At 64.2% G+C, this 21,848-nt stretch carries 22 protein-coding genes; 19 read left to right on the forward strand and 3 right to left on the reverse strand.

The window, feature by feature from the left end:
• Nucleotides 1–2 precede the first annotated feature (2 nt).
• The 3 genes from AB7535_RS05135 (at nucleotide 3) to AB7535_RS05145 (ending at nucleotide 5,071) form a co-directional block, all read left to right on the forward strand.
• Nucleotides 3–998 carry an alpha/beta fold hydrolase gene (locus tag AB7535_RS05135; RefSeq protein WP_028146842.1) on the forward strand — a complete coding sequence of 332 codons (996 nt, stop codon included), beginning with the start codon at nucleotides 3–5 and terminating at the stop codon, nucleotides 996–998.
• A gap of 131 nt (nucleotides 999–1,129) precedes the next feature.
• Nucleotides 1,130–4,366: a bifunctional cytochrome P450/NADPH--P450 reductase gene (locus tag AB7535_RS05140; protein WP_085404382.1), complete on the forward strand. Its 3,237-nt coding sequence runs from the start codon at nucleotides 1,130–1,132 to the stop codon at nucleotides 4,364–4,366.
• Between the two features lie 30 nt (nucleotides 4,367–4,396).
• The gene (locus AB7535_RS05145; protein WP_085404381.1) at nucleotides 4,397–5,071 is read left to right on the forward strand and encodes a spermidine synthase; all 675 of its coding nucleotides are present in this window, start codon (nucleotides 4,397–4,399) and stop codon (nucleotides 5,069–5,071) included.
• Between the two features lie 99 nt (nucleotides 5,072–5,170).
• Here AB7535_RS05145 and AB7535_RS05150 read toward each other — a convergent pair whose 3' ends face one another.
• A complete protein-coding gene (locus AB7535_RS05150) occupies nucleotides 5,171–5,635 on the reverse strand; it encodes a nuclear transport factor 2 family protein (protein WP_085404380.1) in 465 nt (154 codons plus the stop codon).
• Nucleotides 5,636–5,759: 124 nt separating this feature from the next.
• Nucleotides 5,760–6,674 carry an alpha/beta fold hydrolase gene (locus AB7535_RS05155; RefSeq protein ID WP_085404379.1) on the reverse strand — a complete coding sequence of 305 codons (915 nt, stop codon included), beginning with the start codon at nucleotides 6,672–6,674 and terminating at the stop codon, nucleotides 5,760–5,762.
• A gap of 164 nt (nucleotides 6,675–6,838) precedes the next feature.
• Here AB7535_RS05155 and AB7535_RS05160 point away from each other — a divergent pair, with 164 nt between their 5' ends.
• From AB7535_RS05160 to AB7535_RS05235, 16 genes are all read left to right on the forward strand, one after another.
• Nucleotides 6,839–7,222 (forward strand): hypothetical protein, encoded by a 384-nt coding sequence (locus tag AB7535_RS05160; RefSeq protein WP_085404378.1) that lies wholly within the window; start codon nucleotides 6,839–6,841, stop codon nucleotides 7,220–7,222.
• Complete coding sequence (locus AB7535_RS05165) at nucleotides 7,219–8,301, forward strand: PHA/PHB synthase family protein (protein WP_085404377.1); 1,083 nt, start codon at nucleotides 7,219–7,221, stop codon at nucleotides 8,299–8,301. The genes AB7535_RS05160 and AB7535_RS05165 overlap by 4 nt, the downstream gene beginning before the upstream one ends.
• Nucleotides 8,298–8,891 (forward strand): GNAT family N-acetyltransferase, encoded by a 594-nt coding sequence (locus AB7535_RS05170; protein ID WP_063984735.1) that lies wholly within the window; start codon nucleotides 8,298–8,300, stop codon nucleotides 8,889–8,891. Before AB7535_RS05165 ends, AB7535_RS05170 begins: the two co-directional genes overlap by 4 nt.
• A 202-nt stretch (nucleotides 8,892–9,093) precedes the next feature.
• Nucleotides 9,094–9,549 carry a phasin gene (locus tag AB7535_RS05175; protein WP_085403967.1) on the forward strand — a complete coding sequence of 152 codons (456 nt, stop codon included), beginning with the start codon at nucleotides 9,094–9,096 and terminating at the stop codon, nucleotides 9,547–9,549.
• Nucleotides 9,550–9,712: 163 nt separating this feature from the next.
• Nucleotides 9,713–10,999, forward strand: coding sequence for a DUF445 domain-containing protein (locus AB7535_RS05180; protein ID WP_085403966.1), 1,287 nt, complete (start codon nucleotides 9,713–9,715; stop codon nucleotides 10,997–10,999).
• Nucleotides 11,000–11,200: 201 nt separating this feature from the next.
• The gene (locus AB7535_RS05185; protein ID WP_085403965.1) at nucleotides 11,201–11,971 is read left to right on the forward strand and encodes an esterase/lipase family protein; all 771 of its coding nucleotides are present in this window, start codon (nucleotides 11,201–11,203) and stop codon (nucleotides 11,969–11,971) included.
• A gap of 202 nt (nucleotides 11,972–12,173) precedes the next feature.
• A complete protein-coding gene (gene paaX / locus AB7535_RS05190) occupies nucleotides 12,174–13,040 on the forward strand; it encodes a phenylacetic acid degradation operon negative regulatory protein PaaX (protein WP_085403975.1) in 867 nt (288 codons plus the stop codon).
• A gap of 75 nt (nucleotides 13,041–13,115) precedes the next feature.
• A complete protein-coding gene (gene paaA / locus AB7535_RS05195; protein ID WP_085403974.1) occupies nucleotides 13,116–14,108 on the forward strand; it encodes a 1,2-phenylacetyl-CoA epoxidase subunit PaaA in 993 nt (330 codons plus the stop codon).
• A gap of 10 nt (nucleotides 14,109–14,118) precedes the next feature.
• Nucleotides 14,119–14,406, forward strand: coding sequence for a 1,2-phenylacetyl-CoA epoxidase subunit PaaB (paaB, locus tag AB7535_RS05200; protein ID WP_014496929.1), 288 nt, complete (start codon nucleotides 14,119–14,121; stop codon nucleotides 14,404–14,406).
• Entirely contained in the window at nucleotides 14,406–15,182 is a 777-nt protein-coding gene (gene paaC / locus AB7535_RS05205) for a 1,2-phenylacetyl-CoA epoxidase subunit PaaC (protein ID WP_085403964.1), read from the forward strand. Before paaB ends, paaC begins: the two co-directional genes overlap by 1 nt.
• Nucleotides 15,176–15,679: a 1,2-phenylacetyl-CoA epoxidase subunit PaaD gene (gene paaD, locus AB7535_RS05210; RefSeq protein WP_085403963.1), complete on the forward strand. Its 504-nt coding sequence runs from the start codon at nucleotides 15,176–15,178 to the stop codon at nucleotides 15,677–15,679. Before paaC ends, paaD begins: the two co-directional genes overlap by 7 nt.
• Before the next feature lie 2 nt (nucleotides 15,680–15,681).
• Nucleotides 15,682–16,764, forward strand: a complete 1,083-nt coding sequence (gene paaE / locus AB7535_RS05215) for a 1,2-phenylacetyl-CoA epoxidase subunit PaaE (protein ID WP_085403962.1) — start codon at nucleotides 15,682–15,684, stop codon at nucleotides 16,762–16,764.
• Nucleotides 16,765–16,819: 55 nt separating this feature from the next.
• Complete coding sequence (gene paaI / locus AB7535_RS05220; protein WP_085403961.1) at nucleotides 16,820–17,269, forward strand: hydroxyphenylacetyl-CoA thioesterase PaaI; 450 nt, start codon at nucleotides 16,820–16,822, stop codon at nucleotides 17,267–17,269.
• A 46-nt stretch (nucleotides 17,270–17,315) separates the two neighbouring features.
• Nucleotides 17,316–18,647, forward strand: coding sequence for a phenylacetate--CoA ligase PaaK (gene paaK / locus AB7535_RS05225; protein ID WP_085403960.1), 1,332 nt, complete (start codon nucleotides 17,316–17,318; stop codon nucleotides 18,645–18,647).
• 180 nt (nucleotides 18,648–18,827) lie between these two features.
• Nucleotides 18,828–19,832 carry a quinone oxidoreductase family protein gene (locus AB7535_RS05230; protein ID WP_085403959.1) on the forward strand — a complete coding sequence of 335 codons (1,005 nt, stop codon included), beginning with the start codon at nucleotides 18,828–18,830 and terminating at the stop codon, nucleotides 19,830–19,832.
• 2 nt (nucleotides 19,833–19,834) lie between these two features.
• Nucleotides 19,835–20,893, forward strand: a complete 1,059-nt coding sequence (locus AB7535_RS05235) for a YeeE/YedE family protein (RefSeq protein WP_085403958.1) — start codon at nucleotides 19,835–19,837, stop codon at nucleotides 20,891–20,893.
• On the opposite strand, the gene AB7535_RS05240 is transcribed toward AB7535_RS05235, so the two are convergent.
• Nucleotides 20,872–21,786, reverse strand: a complete 915-nt coding sequence (locus AB7535_RS05240) for a DMT family transporter (protein ID WP_085403973.1) — start codon at nucleotides 21,784–21,786, stop codon at nucleotides 20,872–20,874. The genes AB7535_RS05235 and AB7535_RS05240 overlap by 22 nt on opposite strands.
• Between the last annotated feature and the right edge of the window lie 62 nt (nucleotides 21,787–21,848).

A 21,848-nucleotide genomic window follows, 5' to 3' on the forward strand; every position in this document is an offset into this window, starting at 1 on the left:
CGATGATTGAGATGCCACCGCTCAAGTTCGTGCAGACGAACGGAATCCGCATGGGCTACTACGAGGCGGGCCCGGTCAGCGACAAGCCGCCGATGGTGCTGTGCCACGGTTGGCCGGAACTCGCCTTCTCCTGGCGTCACCAGATCAAGGCGCTAAGCGAGGCCGGCATCCGGGTGATCGCGCCGGACCAGCGCGGCTATGGCGCGACCGACCGGCCCGAGCCGGTCGAGGCCTACGACATCGAACATCTGACCGGCGACCTCGTTGGGCTCCTCGATCATCTCCAGATCGACAAGGCCATCTTCGTCGGTCACGACTGGGGCGGCTTCATCGTCTGGCAGATGCCGCTGCGGCACATCGACCGGGTTGCGGGGGTGGTCGGCATCAACACGCCTCACACCAACCGTGCCTGGGCCGATCCGATCGAGCTGCTGCGCGCTCGCTTCGGCGACAAGATGTACATCGTGCAGTTTCAGGATCCGGCGCGTGAACCCGACAGGATCTTCGGCAGTCGCGTCGAGCAGACATTCGATGCGTTCATGCGCAAGCCGGCGCCGCGCCCGCCCGATGCGCCGGCTGAGGAAGTGATTGCCGGCGTGGGCGCTTCGCCGCGGGTCAATCTGGCGTTTCCGCAGATGATTGCGGCTTACGACGCGAAGCACGATCCGCGCACGCCGATCCTGTCGCCGGAAGAGAAAAAGGTGTTCGTCGACAATTTCACCAGAACGGGCTTCACCGGCGGCATCAACTGGTACCGCAACATGTCGCGCAACTGGACGCGCGCCGAAGGGCTCGATCATACGGTGCGGGTGCCGTCGCTGATGATCATGGCCGAGAACGACGCGGTGTTGCCGCCGTCTTCCGCCGATGGCATGGACAAGCTGATTCCCGATCTCGAAAAATACCTGGTCCGCGACAGCGGCCATTGGACGCAGCAGGAGAAGCCGGAAGAGGTCAGCGCCAAGCTGATCGAATGGCGTAGAAGGCGGTTTGGTTAGCGCTCGTCGTTGCGAACGCGTCATTGCGAGGAGCGAAGCGACGAAGCAATCCAGACTGCCTCCGCGGATATATTCTGGATTGCTTCGCTTCGCTCGCAATGACGACATTGAGGCAGGGGGACTACATTTCGATGTCATCCAAGAACCGTCTGGACCCGATTCCGCAGCCGCCGACCAAGCCGGTGGTCGGCAACATGCTGTCGCTGGATTCGGCCGCGCCGGTGCAGCACCTGACCCGGCTTGCCAAGGAGCTCGGGCCGATCTTCTGGCTCGACATGATGGGTTCGCCGATCGTCGTCGTCTCCGGCCATGATCTCGTCGACGAGCTGTCCGACGAGAAGCGCTTCGACAAGACGGTGCGCGGTGCGCTGCGCCGCGTGCGCGCGGTCGGCGGCGACGGCCTTTTCACGGCCGACACCAGGGAGCCGAACTGGAGCAAGGCGCACAACATCCTGCTTCAGCCGTTCGGCAACCGCGCCATGCAGTCCTATCACCCGAGCATGGTCGATATCGCCGAGCAGCTCGTCAACAAATGGGAACGGCTCAACGCCGACGACGAGATCGACGTCGTCCATGACATGACCGCGCTGACGCTGGACACAATCGGCCTGTGCGGCTTCGAGTACCGCTTCAATTCCTTCTATCGACGCGACTACCATCCCTTCGTCGAGTCGCTGGTGCGCTCGCTCGAAACCATCATGATGACGCGCGGCCTGCCGTTCGAGCAGCTCTGGATGCAGAAGCGCCGGAAGACGCTCGCCGAAGACGTCGCCTTCATGAACAAGATGGTCGACGAGATCATCGCCGAGCGCCGCAAGAGCGCCGAAGGGATCGACGACAAGAAGGACATGCTCGCCGCGATGATGACCGGCGTCGACCGTTCGACCGGCGAGCAGCTTGACGACATCAACATCCGCTACCAGATCAACACGTTCCTGATCGCGGGGCACGAGACCACCAGTGGCCTGCTGTCCTACACGCTCTACGCTCTGCTCAAGCACCCGGACATTCTCAAGAAGGCCTATGACGAGGTCGACCGCGTCTTCGGCCCCGACGTCAACGCGAAGCCGACCTACCAGCAGGTGACGCAGCTCACCTACATCACGCAGATCCTCAAGGAAGCTCTGCGGCTGTGGCCGCCGGCGCCGGCCTATGGCATCTCGCCGCTGAACGACGAGACTATCGGCGGCGGCCAGTACAGGCTTAGGAAGGGCACCTTCATCACCATCCTGGTGACGGCGCTGCATCGCGATCCCTCGGTCTGGGGTCCGAATCCGGACGCCTTCGATCCCGAGAATTTCAGCCGCGAGGCGGAGGCCAAGCGGCCGATCAACGCCTGGAAGCCGTTCGGCAATGGCCAGCGCGCCTGCATCGGCCGCGGTTTTGCGATGCACGAGGCGGCACTCGCGCTCGGCATGATCCTCCAGCGCTTCAAGCTGATCGACCATCAGCGCTATCAGATGCATCTGAAGGAAACGCTGACGATGAAGCCGGAAGGCTTCAAGATCAAGGTACGTCCGCGCGCCGATCGCGAGCGCGGCGCCTATGGCGGTCCTGTCGCAGCTGCGTCCTCGGGGCCGCGGGCGCCTCGTCAGCCGACGACGCGGCCCGGCCACAATACGCCGATGCTGGTGCTGTACGGCTCCAATCTCGGCACGGCCGAGGAGCTCGCGACGCGCATGGCCGACCTTGCCGAGATCAACGGCTTTGCCGTGCATCTCGGGCCGCTCGACGATTACGTCGGCAAGCTGCCGCAGGAGGGTGGCGTGCTGATCATCTGCGCCTCCTATAACGGCGCGCCCCCTGACAATGCGACGCAATTCGTCAAATGGCTCGGCGACGATCTGCCGAAGGATGCCTTTGCCAATGTGCGCTACGCTGTGTTCGGCTGCGGCAACAGCGATTGGGCGGCGACCTATCAATCGGTGCCGCGCTTCATCGACGAGCAATTGTCGAAGCATGGTGCGCGCGCGGTCTATCCGCGCGGCGAAGGCGATGCGCGCAGCGATCTCGACGGCCAGTTCCAGAAATGGTTCCCTGCGGCCGCGCAGGTCGCCACCAAGGAATTCGGCATCGACTGGAATTTCACCCGCACCGCGGAGGACGATCCGCTCTATGCGATCGAGCCTGTCGCAGTAACCGCCGTCAACACCATCGTCGCGCAGGGCGGTGCTGTCGCGATGAAGGTGCTGGTCAATGACGAGCTTCAGAACAAGTCCAGCGCCAATCCGTCCGAGCGTTCGACGCGCCATATCGAGGTGCAGCTGCCGTCCAACATCACCTACCGCGTCGGCGATCATCTGAGTGTGGTCCCGCGCAATGATCCGACGCTGGTGGATTCGGTTGCCCGTCGCTTCGGCTTCCTGCCGGCGGACCAGATCAGGCTTCAGGTCGCCGAAGGCCGCCGCGCGCAGCTGCCGGTCGGCAATGCCGTCTCGGTCGGACGCCTGCTCAGCGAGTTCGTCGAGCTGCAGCAGGTGGCGACACGGAAGCAGATCCAGATCATGGCAGAGCACACCCGCTGCCCGGTCACCAAGCCTAAGCTGCTGGCCTTCGTTGGCGAGGAGGCCGAGCCGCTCGAGCGCTATCGCACCGAGATTCTGGCCGGGCGCAAATCGGTGTTCGACATGCTGCTCGAATATCCGGCCTGCGAGTTGCCGTTCCACGTTTACCTGGAAATGCTCTCGCTGCTGGCGCCGCGCTACTATTCGATCTCGTCGTCGCCGTCGGTCGACCCGGCGCGATGCAGCGTCACGGTCGGCGTGGTCGAAGGGCCGGCCGCCTCCGGGCGCGGTGTCTACAAAGGCATCTGCTCGAATTATCTCTCCAACCGGCGTGCGGGCGATGCGATCTATGCCACCGTGCGCGAGACCAAGGCCGGCTTCCGGCTCCCGGATGAGTCATCGGTGCCGATCATCATGATCGGCCCGGGCACCGGGCTTGCGCCGTTCCGCGGCTTCCTCCAGGAGCGCGCTGCGCGCAAGGCGAAAGGCGCCGCCCTCGGTCCGGCCATGCTGTTCTTCGGCTGCCGCCATCCCGACCAGGATTTTCTCTACGCGGAGGAGCTGAAGGGGCTGGCGGCAAGCGGCATCACCGAGCTCTTCACGGCATTCTCGCGTGCAGATGGACCGAAGACCTATGTGCAGCACATGCTTGCCGCGCAGAAGGACAGGGTCTGGCCGCTGATCGAGCAGGGCGCGATCATTTATGTCTGCGGCGATGGCGGCAAGATGGAGCCCGACGTGAAGGCCGCGCTCGTTGCGATCCATCGCGAGAAGAGCGGCAGCGATGCCGCCACAGCTGTGCGCTGGATCGAGGAGATGGGCGCGAAGAACCGCTATGTGCTGGACGTCTGGGCGGGAGGGTGATTGTTCGTCCGATCGTGCTAAAGCTTTCCCATGATTCCCTGGGAAAAGATCGACACCGCAAAAATCCCCGGCTCCGACGAGGAGCTCCGCCTGATGCGGCGCGGCAAGGAGTTCTCCATCAAGCTCGGCACCAACGAGCTGATGAACAACCGCCTGTCGGGCTCTGAGGCGGCGCTCGCGACACTGGCGGCGAAGCAGATCGAGAAGGTCGCAAAGCCCGTTGTCCTCATCGGAGGCCTCGGGATGGGCTTTACGCTGCGCGCGGCGCTGACTGTGCTCGGGAGCAAGGCGAAGATCGTGGTCTCCGAGCTCGTGCCGGCGGTGGTCGCCTGGGCGCGCGGCCCGATGGCCGAGGTCTTTGGCGACAGTCTCGATGATGTCAGGGTGAAGATCCGGGAAACCGATGTCGGCGAGATCATCCGCGCGCAGCGGTCGGCCTTCGACGCCATTCTGCTCGACGTCGACAACGGGCCGGAGGGGCTGACCCGGAAGGGCAATAACGCACTCTACAATGCGAGCGGGTTGAAAGCGGCGAAGGTGGCGCTGCGGCCGGGCGGCGTGCTCGCCGTCTGGTCGTCGGGACCCAACCCGGCCTTCACCAAGCGCCTCGGCAGCGCCGGCTTCGATGTGAACGAAGTCAATGTCCGGGCCACCGGACGAGGCGGCGGCGCGCGCCATGTAATCTGGATTGCGCGGAAGAGCTAGGCGGCGATTTGTAGCCCGGATGGAGCGAAGCGAAATCCGGGGCGGTCGATCCGCAAAGAGTGGTCCCGGATTACGCTGCGCTTCATCCGGGCTACGGCTCTAGAACATCGTATTGTTGTTCGCCGGATTTTCCGGGATGTCCTGAACAACGTCCCAGTGTTCGACGATCTTGCCGTTTTCCAGCTTGAAGATATCCACGATCGCGCGGCCCCTGCTGCCGGGCTCGCGAACGGAGTGGACATGCAGGATGACGAAGTCGCCGTCGACGAATGAGCGCTTGATCTCGCTGTGCGAGCTCGGGAACTTTTCGCGCAGGAAGCCGATGAACTTGCGAAAACCGTCCGGACCATCGGGCGCGTTCGGATTGTGCTGGACATAACGGTTGCCGACATAGGCGAGGGCGGCGTCGGCGTCCTTTTGGTTAAGGCCCTTCTCGTAGAAGGCCAGCACGGCGGCGCGGTTGGCTTCTTCCTGCGCGCTGGCGGCCAGCGCAGCGCCGTTGCTGAGGGACAGCATGAGAATGGAAGCCGCAATCATTGCGACGGGCCGGACGATGAGATGCATGTGAACTCCGAGAGGCCGCAGCCTCTGTCTTGCGATTGAGGGAGGCCTGTATAGCTTTCGCGCCGGCTCACGTTAAGAGAGTAACCGGAAGCTCACATGGTCACCGCGAGGAGACCGGTCGCGTTTACGCCGCCTGCGCCGCCGCCCCATGAGCGTGCTTGTCGATGGCGCGGATGATGTCGGGCCAGAAGCGCATCGGCAGCGCATGGCCCATGCCGTCGATCATCAACAGCTTTGCGCCGGGAATCGACTCTGCGGTGTCCTTGCCGCCTTCGGGCCGCACCAGCGGATCGACGGTGCCGTGAATGACCAGCGTCGGTGTTTTCACGCCATGCAGCCGCTCCTTGCGGCTGCCGGAGGCGAGTACGGCGCGGAGCTGCCGGCCGACGCCGGCCGGATTGAGGCCGCGCGCGAACACGCGCTCGGCACGATCGGGGTCGAGCGCTTCCTCTTCCGGAAAGGACCCGGCGCGCAGCACCTTCCAGGTCTCGCCGAAGCGGACGATGAACTCCTCCTTGCTTTGCGGCGGCGGAGCCATCAGCATCGCGGAGGCCTCGCGTGTCGGCGGTGGCACGCGCGGATTGCCTGTCGTCGACATGATCGAGGTGAGCGAGCGCACGCGCTCTGGAAACGACAGCGTCACCTCCTGCGCGATCATGCCACCCATCGAGGCGCCAACCAGATGCGCCGACTTGATGCCGAGCGCATCCATCAGGCCGACCGTGTCCTTCGCCATGTCGATCAGCTTGTAGGTCGCGGCGACGGGAATCTTGAGAAAGCGCAGCTTCAGCAGCTCGAGCGGCGTCAGGCGTTTGCCGCCCGTCAGATGGCTCGACTTGCCGATGTCGCGATTGTCGAAGCGGATCACGCGAAAGCCATGCACGGCGAGCTGCTCGCAGAACGCATCGTCCCAGTGGATCATCTGCGCCCCGAGCCCCATGATCAGCAGTAGCGGCTCGGCATTGTCGTTGCCGAAGATCTCGTAGCAGATGTCGATGCCGTTGGCGCGGATGCTCTGGGGCGGCTGATGGGTGGTCACGGGCGCGTTCCCTCCTGCTGATCGATGCTGTATCGCACGGTTTGCCGCCGCAAAGAAGCCGTGTGCGCCGCACCGCGCGACCTGCCGGTTGACCGCTCCCTCGCAACGGTGTGGTATGGCGAAAAAAGAAGGGCATCGCAGCTCTCGATATCAGGAGGACGCCGATGACCGACAAGACCAATGACCCCGTCGCCATGTGGCAGAAGATGGTTGGTGAGATGGAGAAGGGGTTCAACTCCTTCGCCAACCAGGCCATGTCGTCGCCCGAGTTTTCACAGGCGATGAACCGCGCGGGAGGGGTTGCTGCAGGTGCTCAGAAGCAACTCGGCGAGCTCATGGAAAAATATCTGGTCTCCATGAACCTGCCCAGCCGCGATCAGGTCACTGGCCTTGCCGAAAGGTTGCAAGCCATCGAAGGCCAGATCGGTGAGATCAAGTGGATGCTGAGCCAGATGGCGGCACGTTCCGGCGTATCTCAGGGCTCCGATACGGCATTGCGACCGCCGCGCACCAGGCGCCCGCCGTCCGAGGGCGGAGAGCAGACATGAATGCAGCCACCGGACTAGATCTCGCATCGATCCCGGATCGCATCCAGTCCGAGGTGCAGCGCGCCATCCAGCGCAGCATCAAGGGCGTCGAATATTTCTCGACTTCGGGCCCTTCGCTCGGCTCGACGCCGAAGGACGTGCTGCATTCGCGCGGCACCATGAGCCTCTATCACTACAGGCCGATGTCCGACGAGATCTACCGCGTACCGGTCTTGATCGTGATGGCGACCACCAATCGTGGCTACATCCTCGATCTCGTGCCTGGTCAGAGCTTCATCGAGTTCCTGCTCAAGCGCGGCTACGACGTCTACATGCTGGACTGGAGCGCGCCGCGGCCGGAGGAGAAGAGCCTGCGCATGGAGGACTACGTCCTCGACTTCATCCCGGATTGTGTCCGCCGCGTGCAGGCGGATTCCGGCGAGCAGGACGTCTCGGTGATCGGCTATTGCTTCGGCGGCGTGCTGTCGCTGCTCTACGGCTCGATCCACAAGGACGGGCCGATGAAGAATTTGATCTGCTTCACCACCCCGATCGACTTTCGCGAGATGAAGCTGTTCTCCAATTTCTCCGACCGCCGCTATTTCGACGTCGACCGCCTCGTCGACAGCGTCGGCAACGTGCCGCCGGAGATGATCCTGTCCTCGTTCGAGATGCTGCGCCCGGCCTCGCGCACGGCGAGCCAGATCCAGCTTTGGGAAAACATCTGGAACGATGAGTTCGTGAAATCGTATCGCATGTTCGACCGCTGGGCGACCGACACGCTGCCGCTTGCGGGCGAGTATTTCCGCACGATCACCAAGGATCTGATGTGGGACAACAAACTGTTCAACGACACTATGTCGGTCGGCGGCCGCGCGGCGAAGCTCGAAGACATCAAGGTGCCGTTCCTGCATGCGGTCGCCGAGCACGATCACATCGTGCCGTATGACGCCGCAAAACACCTGATCGCGAAGATCGGATCCGATGACAAGGAAGAGGTGATGCTGAAGGGCGGTCACGTCTCGCTTGTCGCCGGCGCCAACGCTGTGAAACGGCTGTGGCCGAAACTGGATTCCTGGCTGGGGAAGAGATCGACATGAGTGAGCAGCGTTCCTATCCGCGTCAGGTCAAGACCGACGCTGGCGATATCGAGATCCGCCTGATGTCGCCTGCGGACGAGGCCGCGATGCTGGCCTTCGGCAAGGGCCTGCCGACCCATGATCTGTTGTTCCTGCCGCGCAACATCAGCGAGCCGAAGGTGCTCTCGGCCTGGGTCAAGGAGATCGAGCGCGGCGCGATTACCAGCCTGCTCGCGGTCAGGGACGCCAAGGTCGTCGGCTGCGGCACGCTGGTGCGCGATCCGCATTCCTGGTCGCCCCATGTCGGCGAGATCCGGATGGTTGTTTCCCTCGACGTGCGCGGGAAGGGGGTCGGGCGGGCGCTCTCGCAGGAGACCTTTGCGCTCGCGCTCGGCGCCGGCCTGGAAAAGCTTTCGGTCCAGATGACGGTCGACCAGCAGGCGGCGATCGCCTTGTTCGAGAGCCTCGGCTTCAAGGCCGAGGCGCTGCTGCGGGACCATGTCCGGGACGTCGACGGCAAGACCCACGACATTGTCGTGCTCGGGCACAATATTGCGCAGGTGCAGGCCCAAATGGAGGCCTATGGGCTGCCGGGTGCCGTCCAGCATTAGGGGCGGCCGGCTCGTTATCCGGAACCCGTCTGGCCAGGGAGGCGGCAAATTGCCTTCCATTAAGGCTTTTCACGATTTCGTGATATCGCAGTGCAATACGAATATTGCATCGCACCATTAATTATGTCATACAAGCCGTGCCCCGGGCCAATGAGGACGGGGTGAGCCCATAGCTCAACCCAATGAGGATGGAGAGAACCCCATGACCACCGAAACCAACACTGCCTTCGAGGGCTTCAAGGACGCTTTCAAGAACATCCAGAACCTGGAAGTTCCCGAGGCCGCTCGCGATTTCGTCAAGAAGTCCGCCAACACCGCCAAGGACCGTGCTGCCGAGGTGTTCGCTGGCTCCGAGCGCGTGACCGCCGCCGTCGAGAACGCGGTGACCGAGTCCGTCACCGAGGCCGGCAAGATCAGCCGCAACATCCAGCAGGCGATCTATGAAGACGCCGAGGCGTTCTTCTCGGGCATCGACAAGCTCGCGTCCGCCAAGTCGGTCAGCGAAGCCGTCGAGATCCAGTCGAGCCTGCTCCGCGCCCGCGGCGAAGTCTTCGTCTCGCGCGCCAAGGCGACCGCCGACTATGTCGGCAAGCTCGCTGCCAACGGTGCGAAGTCCGCTCAGGACAACTTTGCCAAGGTCTACACCAAGACCGCTTGATACGGCACCCTGAGTACAAACTGAAATTTGAGGCCCGCTTCGGCGGGCCTTTGTTTTTTGCGCTGCCGTCATTGCGAGCGAAGCGAAGCAATCCAGTCCGTCTCCGTGGAAAGACTCTGGATTGCTTCGCTTCGCTCGCAATGACGAGTAGGGTGATGCAGTGATGACCCCGCCCGCTACCTTCTCCTTCGACACCCCCGGTGACGCCGAACGCGCGGCGGAGCTTCGCCGCGTCAAAGCACTGGCGACGCTGGTGCTGGCCTCGACGCTTGCCCTGTTCGTCGTTGCGAAATGGCTTCTGCCAGTGCATCCCGTGTTCGGCTTCATCGCGGCCTTCGCAGAAGCTGCGACCATCGGCGGGCTCGCCGACTGGTACGCGGTGGTCGCGCTGTTCAAGCGGCCGCTCGGCCTGCCGATCCCGCACACCGCGATCATCCAGAGCAATCAGGCCCGCATCGCCGACAAGCTCGGCGAGTTCATCCAGGTGCATTTCCTCGAGGCCCGCCCCGTCGAGGCCAAGCTGAGGGAGATCGATTTCGGCTCCTTCGTCGCCGACTGGCTGCGCGACCGCAAGCGCAGCGATGATCTCGCGCGTTTCGCGCTGCGCCTGCTGCCGGAGGCCGTCTCCGCGACGGAAAGCTCGGGTCTGATGACCTTCATCATTCGCCGCATGTCCTCGCAGCTCCAGGCGATCGACCTTGCGCCGCTCGCGGCCGGCACGCTGCGCGGCTTCGTCGCGGAAGGGCGGCATCAGATCCTGTTCGATGATCTCCTGCGCGTGATGCACGAGACGCTGAATCAGACCGAGACGATGGCGATGATCCGCGAGAAGGTGCGCGCGGAGTTGCCGACCCTGCTCAGGCTCTATCGCGCCGACAAGTTTCTGGTGAACAAGATCGTGGCGTCCGCCACGGCTTTTTTCAACGAGGTGCGCAGCGATCCCAAACATCCGTTTCGCGGCGAATTCGATCGCATGGTGCTGGGCTTCGTCGACCGGCTCGGCACCGATCAGGCCTATATCGACCGCATCGACGGATTGAAGCGCGATCTGCTCGCCCGGCCCGAGCTTGCCGATCTCGCCCGCACCGTCTGGGCCAACACGCGCTCCTTCATCGAGCGCAGCGCGAGCGGCGAGACGCAGGTGCTGCAGCATCATCTCGCCGGGATGTTCGTCGCCGCGGGCGAGGCGCTCGCCGGCGATGCCGAGCTCCGCGGCGAGATCAACAAGGGTCTGGTGGCGGTGCTGCGCAGCTTCGTTGCGGATCAGAAGAGCGGCGTCTCGACCTTCATTTCCGACCAGGTCAAGGCGTGGGATATGGCGCAGCTGATTTCGCTGATTGAAATCAACATCGGCCGCGACCTGCAATACATCCGCTTCAATGGCTCGCTGATCGGCGGGCTCGCAGGTCTTGCTCTCTACTCCGTAGAATTCCTGCTTCGGTGGTTGTGACTTTTGCGTCACGGACGCTGGCATTCACGCGCGGGCCTATTGTCGCCTTGGGTTTCACCCGCTTGAATGTCGGGCATCGGCCGCCTAGCTGATTCATGCTGCGTTGCGGAACGTTCGAGAAGCCGGAGTGTTGGAATTCATACCCATTTGCCGGCATCGCAACCGGTAGCCTTTTCAGCAATTCTGCCCAGGGGACCATTGATGACTGCTACTGCCCAGACGCTGCGTCCGCCGTCCCGCACCTTGATGTTCCTGGAAGGGCGCGCGATCCACGAGTTCGGCGCATTCCTCGGCGCACTGCCGCTGCTGAGCCTTGCGCCCCGCGGCGATGGGCATCCGGTGCTGGTGTTCCCGGGCCTCGTGGCCTCCGACGCGTCGACGCGCGCGCTGCGCTCGTTTCTGACCAGCAAGGGCTACGCGGCAAGCGGCTGGCGCCAGGGCCGCAACTACGGCCTGCGCGAGGGCGTGCAGCATGCGATGGTCGATCTCGTGCAGGAGCTCAGCGACAAGCATGGCCGCAAGATCAGTCTGGTCGGCTGGAGCCTCGGCGGCCTCTATGCGCGCCAGCTCGCCAAGATGATGCCGGCGCGCGTGCGCCAGGTGATCACGCTCGGCAGCCCCTTCGCGGGCGATCCCCGTTCGACCAATGCCTGGCGCGTCTATGAATGGGCGAGCGGCCGGAAGTCCGACGAGGTCGATCCGCAGTTCGGCGGCGAGCTCGCCGTCCCGCCGCCGGTGCCGACCACCGCCGTCTTCAGCCGCACCGACGGCGTCTGCGCCTGGCAGGGCTGTATGGAGAAGACGGGCGCGCAGACCGAGAGCATCGAGGTCGAGAGCAGCCATTGCGGCATGGGCCATCATCCCGCAGCCGTCTATGCGGTCGCCGACCGCCTCGCGCAGAAGGAAGGCCAGTGGCGGCCGTTCGACCGCAGCGGCTGGCGCAGCATGATCTATCCCGATCCGCATCGGTAAGCGCGGCCTGCATGGTTCGAGACGCGCGGCTTTGCCGCGCTCCTCACCATGAGGACTGAGAGCTAGTGACGCCGCGCGAAAGCGATCAGACCTCATCCTGAGGAGGCGCGAAGCGCCGTCTCGAAGGATCGAGCCCGGCTCTCGCTTTGATTGTCGCCCCCGTCCATTGTCGCGCCCGCACCAAACGCGCTATGCCTCGCGCATGGCGCATCCATTGTCCCGCATCATCGACCAGCTCAAGCGTGAGCCGTCACGCACGGGCTCCATCGTCATCACCGTGTTTGGCGACGCCATCGTGCCGCGCGGCGGCTCGGTGTGGCTCGGCACGCTGTTGGAGTTCTTCGAGAGTCTGGACATCGATGCCGGCGTGGTGCGCACCGCGATGTCGCGCCTTGCTGCCGATGGCTGGCTGATGCGCGAAAAGGTTGGCCGTAACAGTTTTTATCGCCTGGCCGACAAGGGAAGTCAGACCTTCGAGGCCGCCACGCGCCACATCTACGATCCGCCATCGTCGGACTGGACCGGGCGCTTCGAGCTGCTCCTGATCGGCAACGGCGAGGATCGCGACGTCTCGCGCGAAGCGCTGCGCAACGCCGGCTTCGGCAGTCCGCTGCCCGGCGTGTGGGTCGCGCCATCAGGCGTGCCGGTGCCGGACGAGGCTGCCGGGGCGATCCGTCTCGAAGTCTCGGCTGAAGATGACAGCGGGCGCCGTCTGCTCAGCGCGAGCTGGCCGCTGGACCGCACCGCCGACGCCTATCTGAAGTTCATGAAGACGTTCGAGCCGCTCCGTGCCGCTATCGCGCGCGGTGCGGATCTGTCCGAGGCCGACGCCTTCACCGCGCGGATCCTGCTGATCCACTACTACCGCCGCGTCGTGTTGCGCGATCCGCTGCTGCCCGAGAGCCTGCTGCCCGGCGACTGGCCTGGCAGGGCAGCACGTGAAGTCTGCCGCGAGGTCTATCGCGCGCTGCTTGCGCCGTCGGAACAATGGCTTGATAGCCATGGAACCAATGAGAAGGGGCCACTGCCGCCGGCTCGAAAGCTCCTGGAGCGGAGGTTCGAGGTCTGATTTATATGTTACAGAAATATATTGCATGAAGTAATTTTTGTTATATATTGCCTCCCAATAAACGGGAGGATGCGCATGTATACCCAGGCGCTGAATACGGCCGAGACCGACGACCGCGGTCTCGAGGATGCGGCGAAGGCTGCGCAGTTCCAGGCCCGCATCGATGCCGAGGAGCGCATCGAGCCGAACGACTGGATGCCGGCGGCCTATCGCAAGACGCTCACCCGCCAGATCTCCCAGCACGCCCATTCCGAAATCGTTGGCATGCTGCCTGAGGGCAACTGGATCACGCGCGCGCCGACCTTGCGCCGCAAGGCGGCGCTGCTGGCCAAGGTGCAGGACGAGTGCGGCCACGGACTCTATCTCTACGCCGCCGCCGAAACGCTCGGCACCTCGCGCGAAGAGCTGGTCGACGCCATGCTTGCCGGCAAGGCCAAATATTCCTCGATCTTCAACTATCCGACGCTGACCTGGGCCGATATCGGCACCATCGGCTGGCTGGTCGACGGCGCCGCGATCATGAACCAGATCCCGCTGTGTCGTTGCTCCTACGGCCCGTACGCACGCGCGATGATCCGCGTCTGCAAGGAGGAATCGTTCCACCAGCGCCAGGGCTACGAGATCATGCTGACGCTGTGCCGCGGCTCGGATGAGCAGAAGGCGATGGCGCAGGATGCGCTGAACCGCTGGTGGTGGCCGGTGCTGATGATGTTCGGTCCGCCCGATGCGACGAGCCAGCACAGCGACACATCGACGAAGTGGAAGATCAAGCGCTTCTCCAATGACGAGCTGCGCCAGAAGTTCGTCGATGCCACCGTGCCGCAGGCGCAATATCTCGGCCTCACCATTCCCGATCCCGGCATGACGCAGGACGCCGAAGGCCACTGGCGCTACAGCGAGATCGACTGGACCGAATTCAAGCAGGTGCTGGCCGGTAACGGCCCCTGCAACCGCGATCGGCTCGCCGCGCGTCGCAAGGCGCACGATGAGGGCGCCTGGGTGCGTGAGGCGGCAGCTAGCTATGCCGCAAAGCGGGCGCGGCGTCAGACCGCACAAGCCGCGGAATAAGGAGATCACGATGGCCACGCCAAACACGCCGCTGTGGGAAGTCTTCATTCGCAGCCGCAACGGGCTCGCGCACAAGCATGTCGGCTCGCTGCATGCGAACGATGCCACCATGGCCCTGCAGGCCGCGCGCGACATTTACACCCGGCGCGGCGAGGGGCTGTCGATCTGGGTCGTGCCGTCGACCGCGATCACCGCGAGCGATCCGGCCGAGAAGGGCATGATGTTCGAGCCGGCGGAATCGAAGATCTACCGGCATCCGACGTTCTACGAGGTGCCGGAAGAAGTGGGGCACATGTGATGCTTGTGGCCAACATCCAGGTCGCGGAAACACCGCTGGTGCTCTACGCGCTGCGCCGCGCCGACGATGCGCTGATTATCGGTCATCGGTTGTCGGAATGGTGCGGACATGCGCCGATGCTGGAAGAGGACATGGCGCTCTCCAACATCGCGCTCGATCTCATCGGCCAGGCGCGTGAACTCTACACCTACGCAGCCAAAACCGAAGGCAAGGACAACAACGAGGACAAGCTCGCCTATTTGCGCGACGTCAGGCAGTACCGCAACCTGCTGCTGGTCGAACAGCCGAATGGCGACTTTGCCCAGACCCTGGTGCGGCAGTTCTTCTATTCTGCCTTCGCCGACCTCTATTGGCGCGCGATGATGAATTCGCGCGATACGACGCTCGCGGCCATTGCCGCCAAGTCCGAGAAGGAGACCGCTTATCATCTGCGCCACGCCTCCGAATGGATCATTCGGCTCGGCGATGGCACCGGTGAGAGTCACGCCAGGGCGCAGGCCGCGATCGATCACCTCTGGGCCTTCACCGGTGAGATGTTCGCCGTCGATGACGGAGAGCGCGCCCTGATCCATGCCGGTATCGCGATTGATCCCGGGACCTTGCGCGGTCGCTGGCTGAAGACGCTCTCCGATGTCGTCAGCGAAGCAACACTCACACTGCCGCAGAATGACTGGATGCAGCAGGGCGGCCGCGTGGGCCGCCACAGCGAGCATCTCGGTCATCTCCTGTCCGAGCTTCAGTCGATGCAGCGTACTTTTCCGGGGCTGACATGGTGACAGTGCTGGACCGCGACAGTGAGCTGCGCCGGCGCGCCTGGGACGCCGCGGCGGGCGTCGTTGACCCCGAAATCCCGGTGCTGACCATCGCCGATCTCGGCGTGCTGCGCGATGTCGTGCTCGACGGCGATCATGTCGAGGTCGCGATCACCCCGACCTATTCGGGCTGCCCGGCCATGAACATGATTGCGTTCGAAATCGAGCTTGCGTTGGAGCGCGCCGGTTTTCGCCAGCCAAAAGTCCGCACCGTGCTGTCGCCGGCCTGGACCACCGACTGGATGAGCGAGGAGGGCCGCCGCAAGCTGCACGCCTACGGCATCGCGCCACCGCAGGCGTCAAGCTCCCGCCGCGCGCTGTTCGGCGAGCAGGCCATCGCGTGCCCGAAATGCGGCTCTGACAAGACCGAGCTGCTGTCCGAATTCGGCTCGACCTCCTGCAAGGCGCTGTGGCGCTGCAAGGCCTGCCGCGAACCCTTCGATTATTTCAAGTGTCATTGATCATGTCCGCAGCCGCACCGCGCTTTCATCGCCTGACCGTCAACGACCTCCGCCGCGAGGCGGCCGATGCCGTATCGATGACCTTTGCGGTCCCCGGCGAACTCGCGGGCGACTACGCTTTCGCGCCCGGCCAGTACCTCACGCTCCGCACCATGCTCGATGGCGAGGAAGTCCGGCGCTCCTATTCGATCTGCTCGGGTCCTGACGATGGCGAGATCCGCATTGCCGTGAAGAAGATTGACGGCGGAGCATTTTCGAACTGGGCGGCGGATGAACTCAAATGCGGCGACGAGCTCGACGTCATGACGCCGACCGGGCGCTTCGGCGTGATCCCGCCGGCAGATAGCGGACGCATCCATGTCGGCTTTGCCGCGGGCTCCGGCATCACACCGATCCTGTCGATCGTCAAGGGCGTGCTTGCGCGCGAGCCGCACAGCCGCTTCTTCCTGTTCTACGGCAACCGCGCCACCGACAACATCATGTTCCTGGAGGCACTCGAGGAGCTGAAGGACCGCTTCATCGATCGCCTCTCGATCTTCCACGTCATCTCCGGCGAGGAGCAGGACATCCCGATCCTGCATGGCCGGCTGGACGGCAATAAGGTGAGAGTGCTGCTGCGTTCCCTGGTGCCGGCCGCGAGTGTCGATCATGTCTTCATCTGTGGTCCCCTTGGCATGAGCGAGGAGATCGAGGTGACTTGCAGGGATCTCGGCATCGCGGAAGAGCGCATCCACGTCGAGCGCTTCGTCTCCGAATTCGGCGGCAAACCGCGACCGAAGAAGATCGTTGCACCCGACGCGCCGCCGAAGGCGATCGCCTCGCTGATCATCGACGGCAAGCGCCGCGACGTGCCGGTTGCCGAGGACGAGGCGATCCTCGATGCCGCGCTGCGCGCCGGCGTCGATCTGCCCTTCGCCTGCAAGGGTGGCATGTGCTCGACCTGCCGCGCCAAGCTGGTCGAGGGCGAGGCGCCGATGGACATCAACTATTCACTGGAGCCCTGGGAATTGAAGGCCGGCTTCGTCCTGACCTGCCAGGCCAAGCCGTCGTCGGAGCGGGTCGTGGTCGATTACGATCACGTTTGACAGTTATGGCCGGGCAGCAGAGCATTGTGGCCAAACATTTGGCCGGGAGAAGCGCGTGAACGTCAAAGCCAACCTGTCGCCCGAGGATATTGCCCGCGCCTGCGCCGACGCGATGTGGGCCGAGGATGATGCCTCCAAGGGTCTCGGCATGGAGATCGTCGAGATTGGTCCGGGCTTTGCGACGCTGGCGATGAATGTGCGGCCGGAGATGGTCAACGGCCAGCGCATCGCCCATGGCGGCTTCATCTTCACGCTCGCCGATTCCGCCTTCGCGTTTGCCTGCAATTCGCACAATGAACGTGTCGTGGCGGCACAGGGCCAGATCACCTTCATCAAGCCGGGCAAGCTTGGTGACCGCCTCGTTGCAAGGGCGCGCGAGGTCAGCCGTGGCGGACGCTCAGGCATCTACGACGTGCGCGTGACAGCCGGCGACACCGTCATCGCGGAATTCCGGGGGCATTCGCGTGTCATTCCCGGCACGTGGCTGCCGACGCAAGATCAATAAAAAGAACCAACCAATAAAAAGAACCAACCAATGTGGGGAAACGAGGATGGCTCTGACGAGGCTCAAGGAAGGTGGCAACGCCTATCGTGCCGAGATGGACGCGCATGAGCGCGCCTCACGTGACGAGATCATGGTGCTGCAAAAGCAGCGGCTGGCCTGGTCGCTGAAGCACGCCTACGACAACGTCGCGCATTACCGCCAGGCCTTCGACAAGGCCGGCGTGCATCCGTCCGACTTTCGCGAACTCTCCGATCTCGCGAAATTCCCGTTCACCGTGAAGACGGATCTGCGCGACAATTATCCCTTCAACATGTTCGCCGTGCCGCGCGAAAAGCTGGTGCGCGTGCATGCGTCGTCCGGCACCACGGGCAAGCCGATCGTGGTGGGCTATACGCAACGCGACATCGACACCTGGTCGGAGGTGATGGCACGCTCGATTCGCGCCGCCGGCGGCCGCACGGGCATGATCATCCACAACGCCTATGGTTATGGCCTGTTTACCGGCGGATTGGGCGTGCACTACGGCGCCGAAAAACTTGGTTGCACCGTGGTGCCGATCTCCGGCGGCATGACCGAGCGGCAGGTGCAGCTCATCAACGACTTCCGACCCGACATCATCACGGTGACGCCGAGCTACATGCTGGCGATCCTCGACGAGTTCAAGCGCCAGAAGCTCGACCCGCGCCAGTGCTCGCTCAAGGTCGGAATCTTCGGCGCCGAGCCCTGGACCAACGCGATGCGCGGCGAGATCGAGGACGCCTTCGACATGGACGCGACCGACATCTATGGCCTCTCGGAGGTGATCGGTCCAGGCGTTGCGCAGGAATGCATCGAGACCAAGGACGGCCTGCACATCTGGGAGGACCATTTTTATCCCGAGGTGATCGACCCGGAGACTGGCGCAGTGCTGCCGGACGGCGAGAAGGGTGAGCTGGTCTTCACCTCGCTGACCAAGGAAGCCTTCCCGGTGATCCGCTATCGCACCCGTGACCTGACGCGGCTGCTGCCGGGCACGGCGCGGCCGGGCATGCGGCGGATGGAGAAGGTGACGGGCCGCTCCGACGACATGATCATCCTGCGCGGCGTCAATCTGTTCCCGACCCAGATCGAGGAGGTGTTGCTTGCGACCGACTGGTGCGGCGGGCATTTCATTCTTGAACTCACCCGCGAAGGCCGCATGGACGAGCTGACCATCATTGCCGAGGCGCGGCCGGAAAGCTGGGACGGCCGGGGGTTGGTCGATCATGCCGATCGCATTTCGACCCACATCAAGAACACGATCGGGGTCAGCTCCAACGTGCGGGTGGTCGCGCCGGCCACGTTGGAGCGCTCGCTCGGCAAAGCCAAACGCCTCTACGACAAGCGGCCGAAGGATTAGCCGTCGCTCCTCATGGTGAGGAGCGCCAAAGGCGCGCCTCGAACCATGAAGGCCTGGATGCTGCAGCGCGGGCCCACATCCTTCGAGACGCCGCTCGCGCGGCTCCTCAGGATGAGGGGAGGCGGTTGACTTGACCGGTCCCAAAGGCGACAAGGCCCGCGAGAAATCGTGGGTCTTTCGATGTCATCAGCCGATCGCAAAACCGTCGAAGCGCACTGCGTCCGCCTCGATGCCAAGGCCGATAATGCTGCGGCGATCGCGCCGCTGATCGAGCGTCATATGCTCACGCGCGGTCCGAAGGACCTCCTGATCGAGATCAAGGCCGCCGCCGTCAACCCCTCCGATGTGAAGGCCGCGACCGGGCTGATGCCCTATGCGGTCTTCCCCCGCACGCCCGGCCGCGATTATGCCGGCGTGGTGATTGACGGGCCGGCCGATACGATCGGCCGCGAGGTGTTCGGCTCCTCCGGCGATCTCGGCATCCGCCGCGACGGCACCCATGCCAGCCATCTCGTCGTCGAAGCCGACGCCGTGGTGGAGAAGCCGAAGACGGTGTCCTGGGAGGAGGCCGCCGGCGTCGGCGTGCCCTTCGTCACCGCGATGGAAGGCTTTCGCCGCGCCGGCGTTCCAAAGCCCGGCGAAACCGTGCTGGTGTTCGGCGTCAACGGCAAGGTCGGTCAGGCCGCGGTCCAGATCGCGACGTGGCAGGGCGCGCGCGTCATCGGCGTGGTGCGCAAGGCGGAAGCCTATGAGGGCCATGCCAACGCAGCCATCGAGGTGATTGACGCCTCGGCGACCGATGCCGCCACGCGCGTGCGCGAACTGACCGGCGGCAAGGGGGCCGACATCGTCTTCAACACGGTCGGCGATCCCTATTTCCAGGCCGCGCACAAATCGCTCGGATTGCGCGGCCGCCAGATCCTGATCGCCGCGATCGACCGCATCGTGCAGTTCAACATCCTCGAATTCTACCGCGGGCAACACACCTATGTCGGCATCGACACGCTCGGGCTGTCCTCGGCCGCGACCGGCGCGGTGCTGCGCGACCTCGGCCCCGGCTTTGCGAGCGGGCACCTGAAACCGTTTCCGATCAAGGCGAATGCCGTCTATCCGCTGGAGCGCGCCAAGGAGGCCTATGTCGCGGTCGCCGGTTCGTCGCGGGATCGCGTGATCCTGAAGCCTTGATCATGGACTCGTCCATCCAACTCGTCATCCTTGCCGGCCTCGTCATCGGGCTCATCTATGGCGCCGTGGGCCTGCTCAGCGGCTTCTGCCTGATGAGCAGCATGCGCGGCTGGCTGGTCGAAGGAGACGGGCGGCTGGTGCGAACCTTTGCGATGGCGATTGCTGTTGCGGTTGCTGCGAGCCAATTCCTTGCCGGTAGCGGCATGGTCGATCTCGGCAAGTCGATCTATCTGCAACAATCCTTTTCAGTGCCGGTGCTGTTCCTCGGCGGCCTGTTGTTCGGCTACGGCATGGTGTTGTCGAACGGCTGCGGCTCGCGGGCGCTGGTGCTGCTCGGCCGCGGCAATCTCCGCTCTTTCGTCGTCGTGATCGTGCTCGCCATCGCCGCGCAGATGACGCTCAAGGGCCTGATCGCGCCGGCGCGCATCGCGCTGCTTCAGGCCTCGCAAACGACCGTCAACGCCAATTCGCTGCCGTCACTGTTGGCGACATTCGGCCCCGGCGAAGCGGCATCGCGCGCGCTGGGCGCTGCCGTAATCGTCGTTGCGCTGATCCTGTTTGCGTTCGCGCACCCGGCGTTCCGGCGTTCGCCCGGCCAGATTGCAGCCGGTGTCGTCGTTGGCCTCCTGGTCGCCAGCGGCTGGTTCGTCACCGGCTATCTCGGCGCCGACGATTTCAATCCGGTCCCGGTGACCTCGCTCACCTTCGTCGCGCCGATTGCCGATAGCCTGCAATACGCCATGCTCTCGACCGGTCTGACGCTCAACTTCGGCATTGCTACCGTGGCCGGCGTTCTCGCCGGCAGCCTTGTCACCGCGCTCGCCACAGGCCGTTTCCACCTCGAAGGTTATTCCTCGCCGCGCCACATGCTGCGGTCTGCCGGCGGCGCCGCGCTGATGGGGATCGGCGGCGTGATGGCGTTCGGCTGCTCGATCGGGCAGGGGCTCACCGGCGTATCGACGCTCGCTCTGGGCTCGTTCGTCGCGGTCGCCGGCATCCTGCTCGGCACGACGGCCGGCCTGCGCGGCGCACTGCGGGTTCAGCCGCTCGCGGTGGCCTGACCGCGCAGCAGCCGGTCGCCCAGCGTCGCAAGACCGATGCCGGTGACGATCAGTCCGGCCGCGACGGCAAGGCTCATGTCGATCGGCTCGCCCAGCAGGATCGCCGCGCTGGCGATGCCAACGAGCGGCGTCCCGGTGGTGCCGAGCGACGTCGTCAGGGCCGAGATGCTCTTGTTGACCATCGACATCGCCCAATAGGCCAGCGCCGTTCCGATCAGGCCGGAATACAGGAAAAGCAGCACGAGCTTCCACGACCATTCCGCGTGCGGCGGGCCCTCCATGATAACAGCCGATCCCGTCAGTACGATCGTCGCCACGAGCACCTGCCAGAGCAGGAGCTGGAGCGGCGATGCAATCCAGCGATGCGCGCTCATATAGATGATGTTCGCGGCCCAGGACATCGCGGCCAGGACGACCATGCCGGCCCCGAGCAGGACGTTGGTATTGGTCCAATCGATCGACGTGGGGTTCAGGATCACGGCAAGGCCGATCAGCCCGAGCAAGGCGCCGGCGAGCTTGGGCGCCGTCAGCGTATCCTTCCCCAGCAAGGGCGCGGCGATCGCGACCCAGAGCGGCGTGGTGTAGCCGAGCACGATCGCCTTGCTTGCGGGCAGGAAGCGCACACCGGCCGCAACCAGAACCGAGAACACCGTCATGTGCAGCAGCGCGACGCTGAGGATCACCGGAATGTCGCGCCGCTCCGGGATCATCAGATTGTTGCTCAGCCCGAGGATCACGAACAATCCGGCCAGCGCGATCCAGCTCCGGATCGCCGAAGTCCATAGTGGCGGAAGGAACTGGACGAGTTGCTTCGTCACCGACCAGTTCACGCCCCAGGCCAGCACGACGATCAGGAACAGGCCGACGGCCGCGCGGGAGGAGAGGGAGTTCATCGCAAAATCCTTGAAGCAGTCCAGTCCGGCGGATAGCATCCGGAGTGGCACCTGAAAAAGTG

The organism is Bradyrhizobium sp. 956_D2_N1_4 (assembly GCF_052076025.1).
Lineage (GTDB): Bacteria > Pseudomonadota > Alphaproteobacteria > Rhizobiales > Xanthobacteraceae > Bradyrhizobium > Bradyrhizobium barranii.